This is a genomic window from Desulfovibrio sp. MES5 (assembly GCF_002237645.1).
GTDB lineage: Bacteria > Desulfobacterota > Desulfovibrionia > Desulfovibrionales > Desulfovibrionaceae > Desulfovibrio.
Map to the genome: position 1 here is coordinate 63097 of NZ_MJUZ01000008.1, position 15132 is coordinate 78228.

The 15132-nt window shown below is 57.8% G+C and carries 12 protein-coding genes; 11 read left to right on the plus strand and 1 reads right to left on the minus strand.

Translation table 11 applies throughout. From position 1 onward, the window contains the following. Positions 1-2: 2 nt before the first annotated feature. On the minus strand, positions 3-1244 hold the full coding sequence (locus BCS36_RS02790; RefSeq protein WP_291301402.1) for an HD domain-containing protein: 1242 nt from the start codon (positions 1242-1244) through the stop codon (positions 3-5). Between the two features lie 264 nt (positions 1245-1508). Between BCS36_RS02790 and rplM the strand changes: the two genes are divergently transcribed. The 11 genes from rplM (at position 1509) to BCS36_RS02845 (ending at position 14975) form a co-directional block, all read left to right on the plus strand. After that, the gene (rplM, locus tag BCS36_RS02795; RefSeq protein ID WP_179979370.1) at positions 1509-1943 is read left to right on the plus strand and encodes a 50S ribosomal protein L13; all 435 of its coding nucleotides are present in this window, start codon (positions 1509-1511) and stop codon (positions 1941-1943) included. Between the two features lie 13 nt (positions 1944-1956). Continuing rightward, positions 1957-2349: a 30S ribosomal protein S9 gene (gene rpsI, locus BCS36_RS02800; protein ID WP_183718183.1), complete on the plus strand. Its 393-nt coding sequence runs from the start codon at positions 1957-1959 to the stop codon at positions 2347-2349. Positions 2350-2664: 315 nt separating this feature from the next. After that, positions 2665-4458, plus strand: a complete 1794-nt coding sequence (locus tag BCS36_RS02805) for a YcaO-like family protein (RefSeq protein WP_291301403.1) — start codon at positions 2665-2667, stop codon at positions 4456-4458. Between the two features lie 119 nt (positions 4459-4577). Continuing rightward, positions 4578-5723 (plus strand): ABC transporter substrate-binding protein, encoded by a 1146-nt coding sequence (locus tag BCS36_RS02810; RefSeq protein ID WP_291301404.1) that lies wholly within the window; start codon positions 4578-4580, stop codon positions 5721-5723. Positions 5724-5853: 130 nt separating this feature from the next. Next, a complete protein-coding gene (locus BCS36_RS02815; protein WP_291301405.1) occupies positions 5854-6747 on the plus strand; it encodes a branched-chain amino acid ABC transporter permease in 894 nt (297 codons plus the stop codon). Next, positions 6747-7787, plus strand: a complete 1041-nt coding sequence (locus tag BCS36_RS02820) for a branched-chain amino acid ABC transporter permease (RefSeq protein ID WP_291301406.1) — start codon at positions 6747-6749, stop codon at positions 7785-7787. The genes BCS36_RS02815 and BCS36_RS02820 overlap by 1 nt, the downstream gene beginning before the upstream one ends. Next, entirely contained in the window at positions 7784-8605 is an 822-nt protein-coding gene (locus BCS36_RS02825) for an ABC transporter ATP-binding protein (protein WP_291301407.1), read from the plus strand. Before BCS36_RS02820 ends, BCS36_RS02825 begins: the two co-directional genes overlap by 4 nt. Before the next feature lie 54 nt (positions 8606-8659). After that, complete coding sequence (locus BCS36_RS02830; RefSeq protein ID WP_291301408.1) at positions 8660-9382, plus strand: ABC transporter ATP-binding protein; 723 nt, start codon at positions 8660-8662, stop codon at positions 9380-9382. A 233-nt stretch (positions 9383-9615) separates the two neighbouring features. After that, a complete protein-coding gene (locus BCS36_RS02835) occupies positions 9616-10347 on the plus strand; it encodes a sulfite exporter TauE/SafE family protein (RefSeq protein ID WP_291301409.1) in 732 nt (243 codons plus the stop codon). Positions 10348-10489: 142 nt separating this feature from the next. Next, the gene (gene larA, locus BCS36_RS02840; RefSeq protein WP_291301410.1) at positions 10490-11797 is read left to right on the plus strand and encodes a nickel-dependent lactate racemase; all 1308 of its coding nucleotides are present in this window, start codon (positions 10490-10492) and stop codon (positions 11795-11797) included. A gap of 544 nt (positions 11798-12341) precedes the next feature. Next, a complete protein-coding gene (locus BCS36_RS02845) occupies positions 12342-14975 on the plus strand; it encodes a pitrilysin family protein (protein ID WP_291301411.1) in 2634 nt (877 codons plus the stop codon). The last annotated feature ends 157 nt before the right edge of the window (positions 14976-15132 follow it).

The window sequence follows — 15132 nt, forward strand, 5'->3', positions numbered from 1 at the left end:
GGCTAGTCAAAGTCTGCCAGAAGAGAGTCCAGTTTGAGGCAGGTGAGGGGGCTTTGGCGCAGCAGGGTCAGCAGACGGACGCGGGCTTCAAGCAGGTGCGGTGACGAAACGCCGTTGCGGATGGAACTGTGGGCTTCAAGAAAGGCCGCGAGGTTGTCGCAATCCTTGATGAGGCGGCCATCCTTGGGATCCAGCGTATCCTGGTTGCAGTCTTGCTGCAATGCGGCGAAGTCGTCTATTTTCTCAATCTTGCCGTTGCGCCGCACGCACTCCTGAAATTCGGACCGTACATCAAGCCCAAGGTAGTAGGATATGCGTTCCACCAGCGCGGTGAAGCCCTGCTGGCGAAGAGGGGCAAAAATGCGGCGCTCCAGCTCTTTTTCTTCATACTCTTTGATAATTTTGGGCAGGTCTGCCACGGATCGCTTGACCGGCGAGATAATGTCGCGGGTGAGCACCTCTGGCAGGTCATGAAAAAGCCCACAGAAAAAATTATTGTTGGCCCGCGCGGGGCAGGCGTTTACAGACAGGCTGAAAAAATAGGCGAAGCTGGCCACAATGAACATGTGCCCAAGAACGGAGGTGGCCGGAATGCGCGGCGCTTGCGTCCAACGAATCTGAAAGCGCAGCTGCCCGCAAAGGTTGGCCAGGCGGATAAGCGCCGTACCCTGTTGACGCATCTGATCAAGGCCGTTGAGGTCGCTGAAGCTGTCCAGCCTGTCCACAAAGGACTGGCCGATATCATCCATCTCTTCGTCAAAGGGGCTGTTGAGCGGCTTGATGAGGTTGAATTCCCACTGTGAGGCGTAGAGGTGGGCGGCGGTCAGTATGCGGCGGGGCAAATTGTCTTCGTCGGGGCTGTGGTGCCAGCGGCACATGCGCTGCCAGAAGTCTCCCAGGGGCGAAAGGGCTGGTTGCAGCCGTTCCAGCACATGTTCGGTCAACTGGCGGTGCTGATCGGGGTTTTCTTTGATTTTATAAAAGATGGGGGGCTTGATGTCGGTGATGATGAGGCGGTAAAAATAGTCAAACAGTCCGCCTTCAATGATATCGTTGGCAAGGCGAACCCGCTTTTCTTCAGGCATACCGAGAGAGTTTTCATGCCACAGCACGCAGGCCAGCAGCATCTTGTGTGCCTGCTTGTCGGTCTCAAGCAGTTCCACGGGACGGAGCTTGTCGTTCCAGCGCAAAAGATATGCGCCAGAAAAAATCAGCTGAAGCAGGCTCTTGCGAATATCCGCCATTCTTTCTCCGGGTATGGGTCGGAAAAACAGTTGGCAGTATAGGGGCAGATGGGGTAAAGCTCAAGGGCTTCATGTCACTGTCCGGGGTTATGCCCTGTAATAAGGATAATGGCGCGGCTGCTCTTGACAGTTTCTGGGCTTTGCCGTATTGAAGCCATCTTTACTGCGATAAATGTCGTCACCCCCGTTCGACGGCGCATCGCGCAATGAACTTTTTTGCAGCCCTAGGGCTGCTGATATTTGCAGATGTGAGGAGTCACTCCGATGAAGACGTTCAGCCCCACCCCCAAAGACATCAATCGCGAATGGTTCGTGGTTGACGCTCAGGATCAGGTGCTCGGTCGTCTGGCCAGCCAGATCGCCCACCGCCTGCGCGGCAAGCACAAGCCTGAATTCGCCCCGCATATGGATAACGGGGACTTTATCGTGGTAGTTAACTGCGAAAAGATCAAAGTTACCGGCAAAAAAATGACCGATAAAAAATACTACCGGCATTCCGGCTGGGTCGGCGGTCTCAAGACCTCCGTTCTCGGCGACGTGCTGGCCGATAAGCCCTCCCGCGTCCTCATGACCGCCGTGAAGGGCATGCTGCCCAAGAATCGCCTGGGCCGCGCCATGCTGAAGAAACTCAAGATTTACGCCGGGACCGAACATCCCCATACGGCCCAGAATCCCCAGCCGCTGACGCTGCCGCATTAAGGAGTAGAATGCCATGAGCGAGAAATTTGAATACGGCACCGGCCGTCGCAAGACCGCCACGGCGCGTACCCGCATCTATGCCGGTTCCGGCGGCATCACGGTCAACGGGCGTTCTTTCGAGGACTACTTTCCCCGCAAGACCCTGCAGATGATCATTCGTCAGCCTCTGGTGCTCTCCAAGCTTGCCGACAAGCTTGATGTGCGCATTAATGTGGCTGGCGGCGGCGTGACCGGTCAGGCCGAAGCTGTGCGTCACGGTATTTCCCGTGCCCTGCTGATGGTTGACCCGGCCCTGCGCCCCATGCTCAAGAAAGCCGGCTTCCTCACCCGGGATGCCCGTAAGAAAGAACGTAAAAAGTACGGCCTGCGCGCTGCCCGCGCACGGTACCAGTACTCCAAGCGTTAATCGCTTTGCGAAAGCCCTGCATGTCAGGGCTTTCGTTTTTTATGGCGGGCCGCTTGCGGCCCGCTTTTTTGTGCATAATAGAGCGCTGCTTTTGGTCTGGCATTTTCCCAGTAAAAGTGTAGGTTGGGTTGGGCACATTCTGTCTAGAGCAGATTCCTTTTGAGAATGGACATTCTCAAAAGTTAAGACGCGCTTGCTTCGGCGCTTAACAGCGCAAATAAATGGCGCTTGCGCCTTCGCTGCGGGCGACTGCCCACGCGGTCGCCAGAGCAATTTCAAAGTGAAAATGCTCTAAAACAGCCAAAGAGAGTTGACATGATCAGGGACGATTCGCCTTCCACCGACCAGTTGCCAATACTCAACTACGCCTACACGCATGAACAGACCGAAGCCACCACGGGATATTTTTCCTGTGTGCCGCCGTCTGATCTTGATTTTGCCGCCGCTCTGGCTCGTCTTGAAGCCGCGCCTATGGATGATTTTTTGCATCAGCATCTTTTGCGTTTGCTCAGCGCTGAAAAAACCGAAGAACTGGCCCGCCTGGCGGGCACCTGCTATGATGCAGTCAACGACGCCTTCATAAAGCCGGTTCTGGCGGCCTTGCTGCTTGAATGCGGCATCTTGCTGCCCCAGCATGCGCAGGCCTGCGCCGGTTTTCCCGCCGATGCTGGCAGTCGGCTGGCTCACGCCAGTCCTGCGCTCTACCTGCGCGCGGCAAGCCAGCCCGACGCGCAAGCCAGCGCCGCCTGGAGCGAGCTTTTTCGCGGCAATATCTGCGAGCATCATGCCTTGCCGCATCCATCTGAAACTGGCATTGCCCCGCTGTTCCCGGATGAAGAAATCAAAAAAACAGCCCTTGCCATGGCGGCCCATGCGGACAGCATGGCGGCGCAGCATGCGCGACTGCGGGCTGACCCTGCGCCAGCCTGGGAACGCCCGCCAGCGCAGAAGACCTTTTTGAGCGCGCTGGATGCCCTTATGGAGTCGGGAACCATCGCCGGGCCCGAAATGCGCCACGAAGCTTCGCTTTCGCCCATAGCCCTGCTGCGGTCCTGGCAGGTGGACATCGAGGTGTGCAGCGGCGCTGTGCGCCATCGGCTGCGCGGCCAGGCCACTGCCTACGGACGGGGGATGTCTCTGGCAGCGGCCCGGGCTTCCTATGCTATGGAAATTGTTGAAAGGGCCAGTGCCTATGTGAGTGTTGGCCCGGCCATGGCTGGCGCAAAGGGCGAAGCAGGGCAGGTGCTTGGCCGCAAGCATGCCATGCCTCTCTACAAGGCCCGTTTTTCTGAACTGCAGGCACAGGGCAGGGCGGCTCTTGATCCAAATTTTTTGCCGGTTGAAGCGCCGTATATGGATGCGCCTTTGCACTGGCTCACCGCCGTGGGGGGCGATGGCCGCCCGGTGCTGGTTCCGGCTCAGGCCGTGTTCCTGTTCTGCAATCTGGATGAACCGGCCCTGTTTCTGGCAGGCGGTTCAACAGGGCTTGCCTCGGGCAATACTGTGGACGAGGCCAGACAGGCTGCCCTGACCGAGATTTTTGAGCGCGACGCCGAAGCCACCACGCCCTTCAGCCGCTCGCGGTGTTTCCGCCTTAAAAGCCGTGACGACCGTATACAATCTTTGCTTGATGACTACGCGGCCTGTGGCATCAGCGTGCAGTTTCAGGATATTACCACCGAGTTCGGGCTTCCTGCGTACCAATGCTTTGTGATGGGGCGTGACGGCGGCATTGCCCGCGCCACGGGAGCCAACCTCAATGGTCAGCGGGCAGCCCTGGCGGCCCTTACCGAAACTCCCTGGCCGTATTCGACGTCCCAAAGCACGCGGCCCCGGCCTTCCGGCCCCGGCCTTGCCGGCCTGCCTGTGCGCTTTCTTGAAGATCTGCCGGACTACAGCCTCGCATCGCCCGCAGACAACTGCCGCCTGCTTGAGGCCGTGCTGGTTGACCATGGCAGGGGTCCACTTTACGTGGATATCAGCCGGAAGGATTTTGATCTGCCTGTGGTGCGGGCCATTGTTCCCGGCCTGGCACTTACGGGTGAATGGGACCGTTTCTCACGTCCTGGCAAGCGACTTTTCGCCCGCTATGCCGGTCTTTTTACCTGATTTTTATGAGATCATGGGCTTTTCTGAATTGCAGGCTTCGTCCAAATTGTTTAGGATACGGGTCTAGTGGCCCGCCCTTTGGCGTCGCCCTGCGAACACAAAAAACCTGGAGGGAAAGGATGAAACTGGGAAAACTTTTTGCAGCGCTGGCCGGGCTGGCGCTCACCCTTGGTTTTGCTGGCCAGGCGCCTGCCGCTGATGCCGCTCCTGTCAAAATCGGTGTTTACCTTCCCCTGACCGGGCAGAATGCTTTTGGCGGTCAGCTTGAGCTTGAAGGCGTCCGTCTGGCCCACAAAGAAATGCCCACCGTTCTTGGCCGTCCCGTGGAACTGGTTGTTGTGGACAACAAGTCCGACAAGGTTGAAGCGGCCAATGCCGTGAAGCGCCTTGTGGAACGTGACAAGGTCGTGGCCCTTATCGGCACCTACGGCTCTTCCCTTGCCATGGCTGGCGCTGAAATCGCCGAAAAGGCCAAAGTTCCCGGCGTCGGCACCTCCTGCACCAATCCTCTTGTGACCCAGGGCAAGAAGTACTACTTCCGCGCCTGCTTCATCGACCCCTACCAGGGCGCCGCTGCGGCCACCTATGCCCGCGAAAACCTGGGCTTCAAGAAGGCCGCCGTTCTTATGGACATGACCAACGACTATGCCGTGGGCCTGTCCAACTTCTTCTCCAAGTCCTTCACAAAGCAGGGCGGCGAAGTTGTCGCTACCCTCAAGTACAGCTCCGGCGACCAGGATTTCACTGCCCAGCTGACCGAACTGATTGCCAAAAAACCCGACATCGTGTTCATGCCCGCCTACTTTGCTGAAGGCGCCATCATTATGAAGCAGGCCCGTGAACTGGGCGCCAAGTTCCGCCTTATGGGCGCGGACGCTATGGACAACCCCGACACGCTCAAGCTCGGCGGCAAGGCTGCTGAAGGCTTCCTGCACACCACCTTCCCTTACGACCCCGCCATGCCCAACATGAGCGAAGCCGCCAAGCGCTTCACCGAAGCCTGGAAGGCCACCTATCCTGACAAGGAAACCAACGTTAACGGCGCTCTTGGCTACAACACCTACTTCCTTATTCTTGACGCCATCAAGCGCGCCAACTCCGCCGAGCCCCAGGCCATTGCCAAGGCTCTGGCCGAAACCAAGGATCTGCCCACCGCTCTCGGCCTGCTTTCCATCAATGCCACCCACGACGCAGAAATGCCCGTGGGCATCATTGAATACAAAGATGGCAAGCGCGTTTACGTGGGTGAAGTGACGCCCAAGTAAGCTGGTTGTTTTTTTCGGCCCCGCGGCGTAAGCGCCGCGGGGCGCTTTTCCTCTTTTTTGCTGCCGTCCGCGGAGGGGGTTTTGCGGCCTTTGATCCGCCGCTACCGCGAACGGCTGCCGAGGTGGCTACATGAGCCTTGACATGTTTCTGCAGCATTGTTTTAACGCCCTTACCCTGGGATCGCTCTACGCGTTGATAGCCATTGGCTACACCATGGTATACGGTATCTTACGACTTATTAACTTTGCCCATGGCGACATTCTGATGGTTGGCGCCTATTTTGTCTTTTTTGGCACCTTTGCTTTTGGCTGGCCCTGGGCTGTGGCCGCTGTGGTTTCCGTTGCAGGTGCAAGTCTGCTGGGTGTCATCATTGAACGAGTGGCTTACCGGCCTCTGCGTGACGCTCCACGAATTTCGGCGCTTATCAGCGCCATCGCCGTGTCCTTTTTTATTGAAAGCCTGGCCGTGGTGATTTTTACCGGCCAACCGCGTCCCGTGCTGCAACCCGATTGGCTCGTGTCTGAATGGCAGATCGGTGGTTTGCGCATCCTGCCGCTCACCGCGCTTGTGCCCTGTATGACCATGGTGCTTGTGGGCATTCTGCTGTATGTGGTCTACCGCACCAAGCCGGGCCTTGCCATGCGAGCTATATCAAAGGATATCGAAACCACGCGTCTGCTCGGGGTCAAGGTGGACAACATCATTGCCCTGACGTTCTGCATCGGCTCGGCGCTGGCTGCGGCTTCGGGCATCATGTGGGCCTTGCGGTATCCTCAGGTGCATCCCTATATGGGCATCATGCCTGGCCTCAAAGCCTTTATCGCTGCCGTTTTCGGGGGCATCGGCTCCATCCAGGGGGCGGTTATCGGCGGCGTGGCTCTGGGCTTCGTTGAAATCATGACCGTGGCCTTCATGCCGGAGCTTTCTGGTTACCGTGACGCCTTTGCCTTTGTGCTGCTTGTGCTTGTGCTCTTCTACAAGCCCACAGGCCTGCTTGGCGAACGCACGGAGGAGAAAATCTGATGCGCCTGAACAGCAGCACGATCTTGAGCATACTGGCCATGGCCCTGGTGGGCTGTGCGGTATGGCAGGCGGAGTTTTTTCTTGGCGACTACCAGATTTACATCGCCAAGCTCATTTTCATAAACGCTATCCTGGCTCTTTCGCTCAACCTCATCTACGGGTTCACAGGTCTTTTCTCCCTGGGGCATGCCGGTTTCATTGCCGTGGGGGCCTATGTTTCGGCTTTGTGCATTCTGCCGCCGGAACAGAAGGAAATGATGTGGATTCTTGAACCCATAATCTGGCCGTTCTCTGAACTGTTTACGCCCTTTTGGGCATCGGTTCTGGCCGGTGGGGTGGTCGCCACCATATTTGCCTTTTTTATCGCCGTCCCCGTGCTGCGTCTTGGGGATGACTACCTCGGCATAGCCACGCTTGGTTTTGCCGAGATCATCCGGGTGCTCATCGTCAACGCCACCCCCATCACCAACGGCTCCCTGGGCATCAAGGGCATACCCTCGCACGCCACGCTTCTCGTGTGTTACGGATGGATGCTCCTCACGCTCATTGTGCTGGTGCGGCTTGTCTTCAGCAATTACGGCAACGTATTGCGCTGTATACGAGACAATGAAATCGCCGCCAGCGTTATGGGCATCAACGTGTTCTGGAACAAGGTGCTTTCGTTCTGCATCGGCGCGTTTTTTGCCGGAGTGGGCGGTGCGCTCCTGGGCAGCCATCTTTCCACCATTGACCCCAAGATGTTCAACTTTCTGCTGACCTTCAACGTGCTTATGTTTGTGGTCGCTGGCGGCCTTGGCTCGCTGACAGGGAGCCTCCTTGGCGCTACCATCATCACCATTCTTCTGGAATGGCTGCGCGCCATTGAAGAACCCATAGACATCTTTGGTCTGTTTGAAATACCGGGCATCCCCGGCATGCGAATGGTGGTCTTTTCGCTTGTGCTGCTGGGCATCATCCTGTTCAGGCGGGAAGGCATCATGGGCACAAGGGAGTTGACCTGGAAGCGGATAGGCGCATTTTTGAGGAGGCAAAAGGCATGAGCGAATTCCATCTGCCCCGTCCCCCTCATTACGAAGGAGCGCTGCTGGTCGCCAAGGACGTGACCATGCGTTTTGGCGGCGTAACTGCGGTGAGCGAGCTTTCTCTGGCCCTGCCCAGGGGGGGCATTGCGGGAATCATCGGTCCCAACGGCGCGGGAAAAACCACAGCGTTCAATGTGCTGAGCGGTTTTTACACGCCTCAGGAAGGCGAAGTCATCCTTGACGGACAGAGCATCAAGGGTTTGAAGCCCTATGATATCTGTCGGCGCGGCATGGCCCGTACCTTTCAGAACATCCGTCTCTCGCAGCATATGACCGTGCTCGAAAACATCATGGTCGGCTGCCACGTACGGCGGCATTGCCCCTGGTGGATGGCCCCCCTGGGATTGCCGTCCTTTTACCGTGAAGAAGCTGAAATCAGGGAAAAAAGCCGCCAGCTGGCCGAAAGGGTCAACCTTGGCGCACACCTTGATGATCTTGCGAGCAGTCTGCCCTACGGGGCGCAACGCCGTCTTGAAATAGCGCGCGCCCTGGCTACGGAGCCGCGCCTGTTGCTGCTGGACGAACCCGCCGCAGGCATGAACCCCCAGGAAAGCCTCGATCTCATGCACTTTATTGGTCATATTCGTGACGAATTTGATTTGACCATTCTGCTTATCGAGCACGACATGAAGGTTGTCATGGGCGTATGCCAGTATATCTGGGTTATGGAATATGGCGCCCTTATCGCTGAAGGCGACCCGGAAGAAATTCGCAGCAATCCGGTGGTGGTTCGCGCCTATCTTGGCGAGGATATGGGCGCGGGCGGCATGTTCTGATGCGCGGCTCAAAAGTTGCCACACGGGTTGGAGATATAATGGATATGGTGCAGTATGCTTGAAATTCGTGACCTTCATGTGCGCTATGGCGGCATTCAGGCCGTGCAGGGTGTGAGCCTCAAGATTCCGCGCGGCAGTATAGTGACGCTCATCGGAGCCAACGGCGCGGGCAAGAGCAGTATTATCCGTTCCATTGCAGGGCTGAACAAAAACGTGACTGGCGAGATTCTGCTCACCAGACACGAGGGCGAAGCCCCTGCTTCTCTGATGGGCCTTAAACCCGAGGACATGGTACGGCGGGGCATCTCGCTCTCGCCCGAAGGGCGGCGCATTCTGCCGCATCTGACGGTGGAGGAAAACCTGATGCTCGGCGCGTACTCCCGCAGTGACCGCAAGGAAATCGCGGACGACATCGAGTGGGTATACACGCTCTTTCCCCGGCTTAAAGAGCGCAGCTGGCAGAAGGGCGGCACCCTCTCGGGCGGCGAACAGCAGATGCTGGCAGTGGGACGGGCGCTCATGAGCCGTCCCGACCTGCTGATGCTCGACGAACCCTCTCTTGGCCTGGCTCCTCTGCTGGTGCGCGAGATTTTTGAAATCATCAGGCGCATCAATGCCGATGGCAAAACCGTGCTTTTGGTTGAACAGAACGCCTATGCGGCACTTTCCGTAGCGCACTATGCCTACATTCTGGAAGTGGGGCGGGTGGTGCTGGAAGGGCCGGGCAGGGACCTGCTGGAAAACCCCAAGGTCAAGGAAGCGTACCTCGGCGGCTAGAACAACGTCACTTCAAAATGCTTTGTATGGGAGGGACCTTTTGCAAAAGGGTCCCTCCCATACGCTCCTACCCCTAAAACTCTTGGTATATTTTAGTGTGGTACAAAGAGTTTTCTGATTTGAAGCGGGTGTTTCAGAGAGCGCGCCTCCTGACGCCACACCATCCCATAGTTTATTTGCTCTGGACTGGGCAGATCACTCTCTTTTAATGTTACGCAGAACCTGGGGCAGCCGTGATATACGCGCTTATTGCCTTATGCGGCGTCGTGGCCGGGACTGTGAGCGGGGTTGTGGGTACCGGGTCATCCATAATCCTGCTGCCGGTACTGAGTCTGGCCTTTGGCCCCAAGGCCGCCATTCCCATCATGGCAGTTGCTTCAATTGCGGGCAACGCATCGCGCGTGGCAGCCTGGCGGCGGCAGATAAACCTCAAGGCTTTTGTCTGCTATTCGCTGACGGCCGTGCCTGCGGCTGTGCTGGGCGTGCGAACGCTCTGGATTATGCCTGCGGACATTTCCAACCTGTGTATCGGTCTTTTCTTTTTTGTACTCATTGGTTTGCGGAGGGTCAGCCGTACGCGCGGCATGCGGCTGGGGCCTGGACAAATGGCGGTGGCTGGCGGCTTTGTGGGCTATCTCACGGGAGTTGTGTATTCCACAGGCCCGCTGACCATTCCCATTTTTGCCGGTTTCGGGCTGGCGAAGGGCGCGCTGCTTGCCACTGAAGCGGCCGCCTCCATAGCCGTGTACCTTGCCAAGGCTCTGGCTTTTGGGGCTGTGGGCGGGTTGCCCCTGCCCATACTGTGCCAGGGCCTTGCCGTGGGGGCGGCGCTGGCGGTGGGCACCTTTCTGGGCAAACGCTTTGTGCTAGGCCTCTCTGAAGCGACTTTTCGCCTTCTTATCGATATCATGCTGGCCTGTGCGGGTCTTGTGATGACGGGCAACGCGCTGTTTGCGCAGCATTGATATCGCGCCTGACCGGAATTTTTACCACTTCACAAAACCCGGCATGAGGCATAACAGTTCCTGACGAACTGGCGCGATGGCATAATCATCTCGAATAAGCCATGCGCTGTATTTGCGTACAGCAACAAACAGGACACGACTCATGGCACAGCATTACATGAAATACGGCGACAGGGAATTTTCTGTGGAGCTTGGCAGCGGCCTTATAGCGGCTGAACTGCATTCCAATACGGTTGCGCTGCCTACAAAGAGTGCGCTGGAGCATATCAACGATGCTCTGGATAGCCCCATTGGTTCACCAAGGCTTGAGGAAATGCTCAAACCCGGCCAGACCGTATGCGTTGTCGTGCCTGATTCCACGCGTCTGTGGCAGTCGCCCAATGTCTATGTTCCTGCTGTGGTGGCCCGCCTGAACAGATGCGGCATCCGCGATGCGGACATCCGCATTCTCACGGCCACCGGCACGCACCGTCCCATGTCGCGCGAGGAACACATCGCCATTGTGTCCGAAGATATTTACAATCGCATTGGGGTTGTTGACCACAAGTGTCGGGAATCGGCGGATATGGTCAAGGCTGGCGTCACCAGCCACGGCACTGAGGTGTGGTTTAACCGCATTGCTATGGAAAGCGACCATATCATTCTGACCGGCGGCGTCGTGTACCACTTTCTGGCCGGATACGGCGGCGGCCCCAAATACCTCCTGCCCGGCATAGCCAGTTATGAGACCATTCAGAGCCACCACAATCTGGCGCTGAACAAGGGCTTTGGCAGCGGCAGCAATGCCGCCGTGCGCAGCGCCAATATGGAAAACAGCAATATTTTTCACACCGATCTTGAAGAAGCCGCGCTGCTGGCCAAACCCAGTTTTCTGCTCAACGTGGTGGTGGACGACAACTACAACATCATCAAGGCCGTGGCTGGCGACATGGTGCAGGCCCACCGCGAGGCCTGTGCACTGGTTGACGCCATCGACGGCGTCAATGTGGCCGAGCGCACGCCTCTGGTCATTGCCAGCGCGGGCGGCGCACCCAAGGACATCAATTTTTACCAGACCATCAAAACCCTGGCCAACGCTCTCGCGGTGGTGAACGAAGGCGGAACTATCATCATCCTGTCAGCCTGCACCGAAGGTTTCGGCAGCCCGGACACAGAGCGCCAGATTCGCGATTTTGACAATATGGAAGCGCGCGAGAAAGACCTGCGCGAGAATTTTTCCATTGGCAGCTATGTGGGTTTTCTGTTCGCGGAATCGGCGGAAAAGCACAACCTCATCATGGTCTGCTCTATGGCTGCGGCGGACTTTGCCAAAACAAAGATCCACATTGTCACAACCCTGGACGATGCCCTCGCGTTGGCAAAAAAGCTCAACGACGGCAAGGATATGCGCGCGACACTGCTGCCCCACGGGGCCAATACCCTGCCCAAACTTCAGGCGGCCAATCACTAGAGCCGTTTTGCGTTGAAGTGCTTTGTGGGGGAGGGCCATTTGCGAAGTAGAAATACTTTGTGTGAGAGCGACGTTTTGTAAAGCAGAAATACTTTGTGGGGGAGGGGCCCTTTTGTAAAAGGGCCCCACGCCCCCACCCCCTAAAACTTTTATTGTATCATACTGTAGTTTTAAGAGATTTTTGTGTTGATGGCGGGCAGTGCCTTCCGAATATCACGTCATGCAGGCCAATCACGAAAATGCTCCTCTGCTCGGCGCAGGCTTTTGTAAATACCCCCAATAAAATGCGGTTGTCCCTGATGCGCGCTGAAAAGGATTTCTACGGCGGAGGGAACAGGCCCAGTGGCTGGGTGGCCCATGCGCGTACAGACAGGCCCCGGCTCTTGCTTCATGGCGCGTTGAGAACTATTATAAAAAACGGGGCTGAGAAGTCCCGTTTTTTTTCATCCCTGCAAGGCTGTTCCCTCATGCCGCCCACAACGGGCAGCATGACGCTGAAAAGCCTGACATCAACAGCGGCTGTGGCCGTAGCGCAGGAGGATTCATGCGGCGCTTTTTCTCATTGGTGGCTCTGGCCTTCATACTGGTTCTGTCATCAGCGGCCCAGGCGGCCAGTGGCGAGACGGTTCGCAAAGACGACCGTATGCTCACACGTCTGCCCAACGGGCTTACAGTCTATATTGTCAAGGATGCGCGTTTCCCTCTGGTGGCCACGCGCCTTTATGTCCGTACCGGATCGGCTAATGAAAAGCCGGAACAGGCGGGCATAAGCCATATGCTGGAGCATATGGTTTTCAAGGGAACCGAGCACAGGCCCAAAGGGCAGGTTGCCCGCGATGTGGAGGCCCTTGGCGGTTACCTCAACGCTGCGACCAGTTTTGACAAAACCTGGTATATGACCGACATGCCCGCCGCGCACTGGCGCACAGGCATGGATGTGGTCAAGGAAATGGCCTTCCAGCCCTCGCTTGATCCCAAGGAACTGGAGTCGGAAAAAGAGGTGGTCATTTCCGAACTGGAGCGCGATCAGGATTCGCCCATGAGCAGGCTGTTTGAAAGCCTGCAGACATCGGCTCTGCAACACACGGTTTACGGACGTCCCATCATCGGCTTCAAGGACACCATCCGCGCCCTGACGGCGGAAGACCTGCGCGCCTATGTGCGGCACTGGTACCAGCCGCAGAATATGCTGCTTCTTGTGGCGGGCGATATTGAGCCGGAAGCGGTGCTGGCCTACAGTCAGAAACTTTTTGGCGGGCTGACCAACAGCGGCGACCTTGCCGAAGTGCAGCCCATAAACCTGACTGATGCCGCAGGCGGTTCCCGCGTGGAGGTCGTCTACGGCCCCTGGAACAAGGTGTATATGGGAATGGCCTTCCCCGCGCCCGGCCTGCGTGACCTGCGGTCTGTCGACCTTGACGTGCTTTGCTATCTTTTGGGCGGCGACGGCACTTCGGAACTGTACCGCAAGTTCAAGTATGAAAAGCAGATGGTGGACAGCATCGGCATGGGCAACATGAGCCTGGCGCGGGCCGGGCTTGTGTACCTGAGCGCGCAGCTTGATGTGGAAAAGGTGGAGCCTTTCTGGCGTGAACTGACCAGGGATATGGCGGCGCTCAAGGCTGAAAGCTTCAAGCCCGAAGCCATCGCGCGCGCCAGGTTCAACCTTGAGGACAATATGGACCGCGCCGGTGAAACGCTCAACGGCCTGGCCTCGTGGCTGGGTACCGTGCAGTTCGAACTGGGCGGCGAACAGGCCGAGATGAACCTGCGTTTTGCCCAGCGCAATGTGGATACTGCCCAGTTGGCGCAAGCGCTGCAGCAGTGGCTCAATCCCCGGCAGGCCCGTGTGCGCGTGCTGGCCCCCGAGGGTGCGAAACTGCCTGACCTTGAGGCCATATTGCAGCAGAACTGGCCAGGGGCTGATGGCGACCACGCGCAAAAGGCCCGCGCTATGAAGGCGGGCGAGCGCGAGGTGGTGCAGCTGGGCGAAGGCCGCACCCTTATTCTTCTGCCTGACGCAACCGTGCCCTATGTGGCCATGGATATGATGCTGCCCGGCGGAAACGCCCTCCTCAAGCCCAACCAGCAAGGTCTTGCCGGTCTCACGGCCCGCGCCCTGACAACGGGCAGCGGCAAACTGGATGCCCAGGCAATGGAAAGGTTTTTTGCTGACCGGGCGGCAGCCATCGACGCCAGCGCCGGGCTGCAAAGCTTTACCCTGTCCATCACTGGCCCGGCGCGTTTCAACGCGGACTATTTTTCCATGCTGGCAGAAGTGCTGCGCAGCCCGCGTTTTGAAGAAAAAGAAATACGCCGTGAGGCCGACAGCATAAAAGCCGCCATTCGGCAGCGTGCAGACAGGCCTACGTCATACCTGTTCTCCCGACTCAGCGGTTTTCTTTTCCCAGGGGGGCAGCCCTATGGCTATGACGGCCTCGGCAGCCCGGAAATCCTGGACCGTCTGACAGGCAAGGAAGTACGCGCTTTCTGGCAGGAACAGCTTGGGCAGCCGTGGGTTCTTTCCGTCGCAGGCGATTTTGACCGCGAAGCTGTGCTGGCCTTTGCGCGCTCCCTGCCCGTGCCGAAAACGCATATTCCCGCGCCCGGCGCTCCTGTGTGGGGCCAGGACAAAAAGCTTGATCTGCATTTGCCCGGCCGCAACCAGGCCCATGTGCTTCAGGCCTTCACGGCAGTGCCGCCAACTCATGAGGACGCGCCTGCCCTCATGCTGCTCCAGTCCGTTCTTTCGGGCCAGAGCGGGCTGCTGTTCAGCCAGATGCGTGATGTGGAAGGGCTTGGCTACACGGTGACGGCTTTTTATCGCAGCATGCCCGAGGCGGGTATGATGGCCTTTTATATTGGCACCACACCGGACAAGGTGGAGCAAGCCCAAAAAGGCTTTGCCAAGATAATTGGCGACATCAGGGAAAAGCCTTTGCCAGCGACGCTGCTGGAGGCCGGGGCCAACCGGCTGTTGGGAGCGTACTACCGTGACCGGCAGAGCCTTGGATCCCGTGCAGCGGATGCCGCCAGCGATGCGCTGCTGGGACGGCCCTATGACTTTGAACGGCAGCTTATAGAAAAGGCCGCAAAGCTGACTCCGGCCCAGGTACAGGCTGTGGCGAAAAAGTATCTGGATGAGGCCAATGCCTACAACCTTGTGCTCTTGCCCTGAAAGCATACCTGACAGCAATCCTGACGGGGTGAGAATACACACTCCCCCTGACACACACTGACAAAAAAACCTCCGGCCCAGGCCGGAGGTTTTTTGTCTGATGGCAAGGAGCAACCGTTTGAAGTTTCTTTGTGGGGGAGGGACCCTTTTGCAAAAG

What these genes read in the sequence shown, in the direction of transcription:
- BCS36_RS02790 (WP_291301402.1), bottom strand. Translation starts at nt 1,244, where the DNA reads ATGGCGGATATTCGCAAGAGCCTGCTTCAGCTGATTTTTTCTGGCGCA.
- rplM (WP_179979370.1), top strand. Translation starts at nt 1,509, where the DNA reads ATGAAGACGTTCAGCCCCACCCCCAAAGACATCAATCGCGAATGGTTC.
- rpsI (WP_183718183.1), top strand. Translation starts at nt 1,957, where the DNA reads ATGAGCGAGAAATTTGAATACGGCACCGGCCGTCGCAAGACCGCCACG.
- BCS36_RS02805 (WP_291301403.1), top strand. Translation starts at nt 2,665, where the DNA reads ATGATCAGGGACGATTCGCCTTCCACCGACCAGTTGCCAATACTCAAC.
- BCS36_RS02810 (WP_291301404.1), top strand. Translation starts at nt 4,578, where the DNA reads ATGAAACTGGGAAAACTTTTTGCAGCGCTGGCCGGGCTGGCGCTCACC.
- BCS36_RS02815 (WP_291301405.1), top strand. Translation starts at nt 5,854, where the DNA reads ATGAGCCTTGACATGTTTCTGCAGCATTGTTTTAACGCCCTTACCCTG.
- BCS36_RS02820 (WP_291301406.1), top strand. Translation starts at nt 6,747, where the DNA reads ATGCGCCTGAACAGCAGCACGATCTTGAGCATACTGGCCATGGCCCTG.
- BCS36_RS02825 (WP_291301407.1), top strand. Translation starts at nt 7,784, where the DNA reads ATGAGCGAATTCCATCTGCCCCGTCCCCCTCATTACGAAGGAGCGCTG.
- BCS36_RS02830 (WP_291301408.1), top strand. Translation starts at nt 8,660, where the DNA reads ATGCTTGAAATTCGTGACCTTCATGTGCGCTATGGCGGCATTCAGGCC.
- larA (WP_291301410.1), top strand. Translation starts at nt 10,490, where the DNA reads ATGGCACAGCATTACATGAAATACGGCGACAGGGAATTTTCTGTGGAG.
- BCS36_RS02845 (WP_291301411.1), top strand. Translation starts at nt 12,342, where the DNA reads ATGCGGCGCTTTTTCTCATTGGTGGCTCTGGCCTTCATACTGGTTCTG.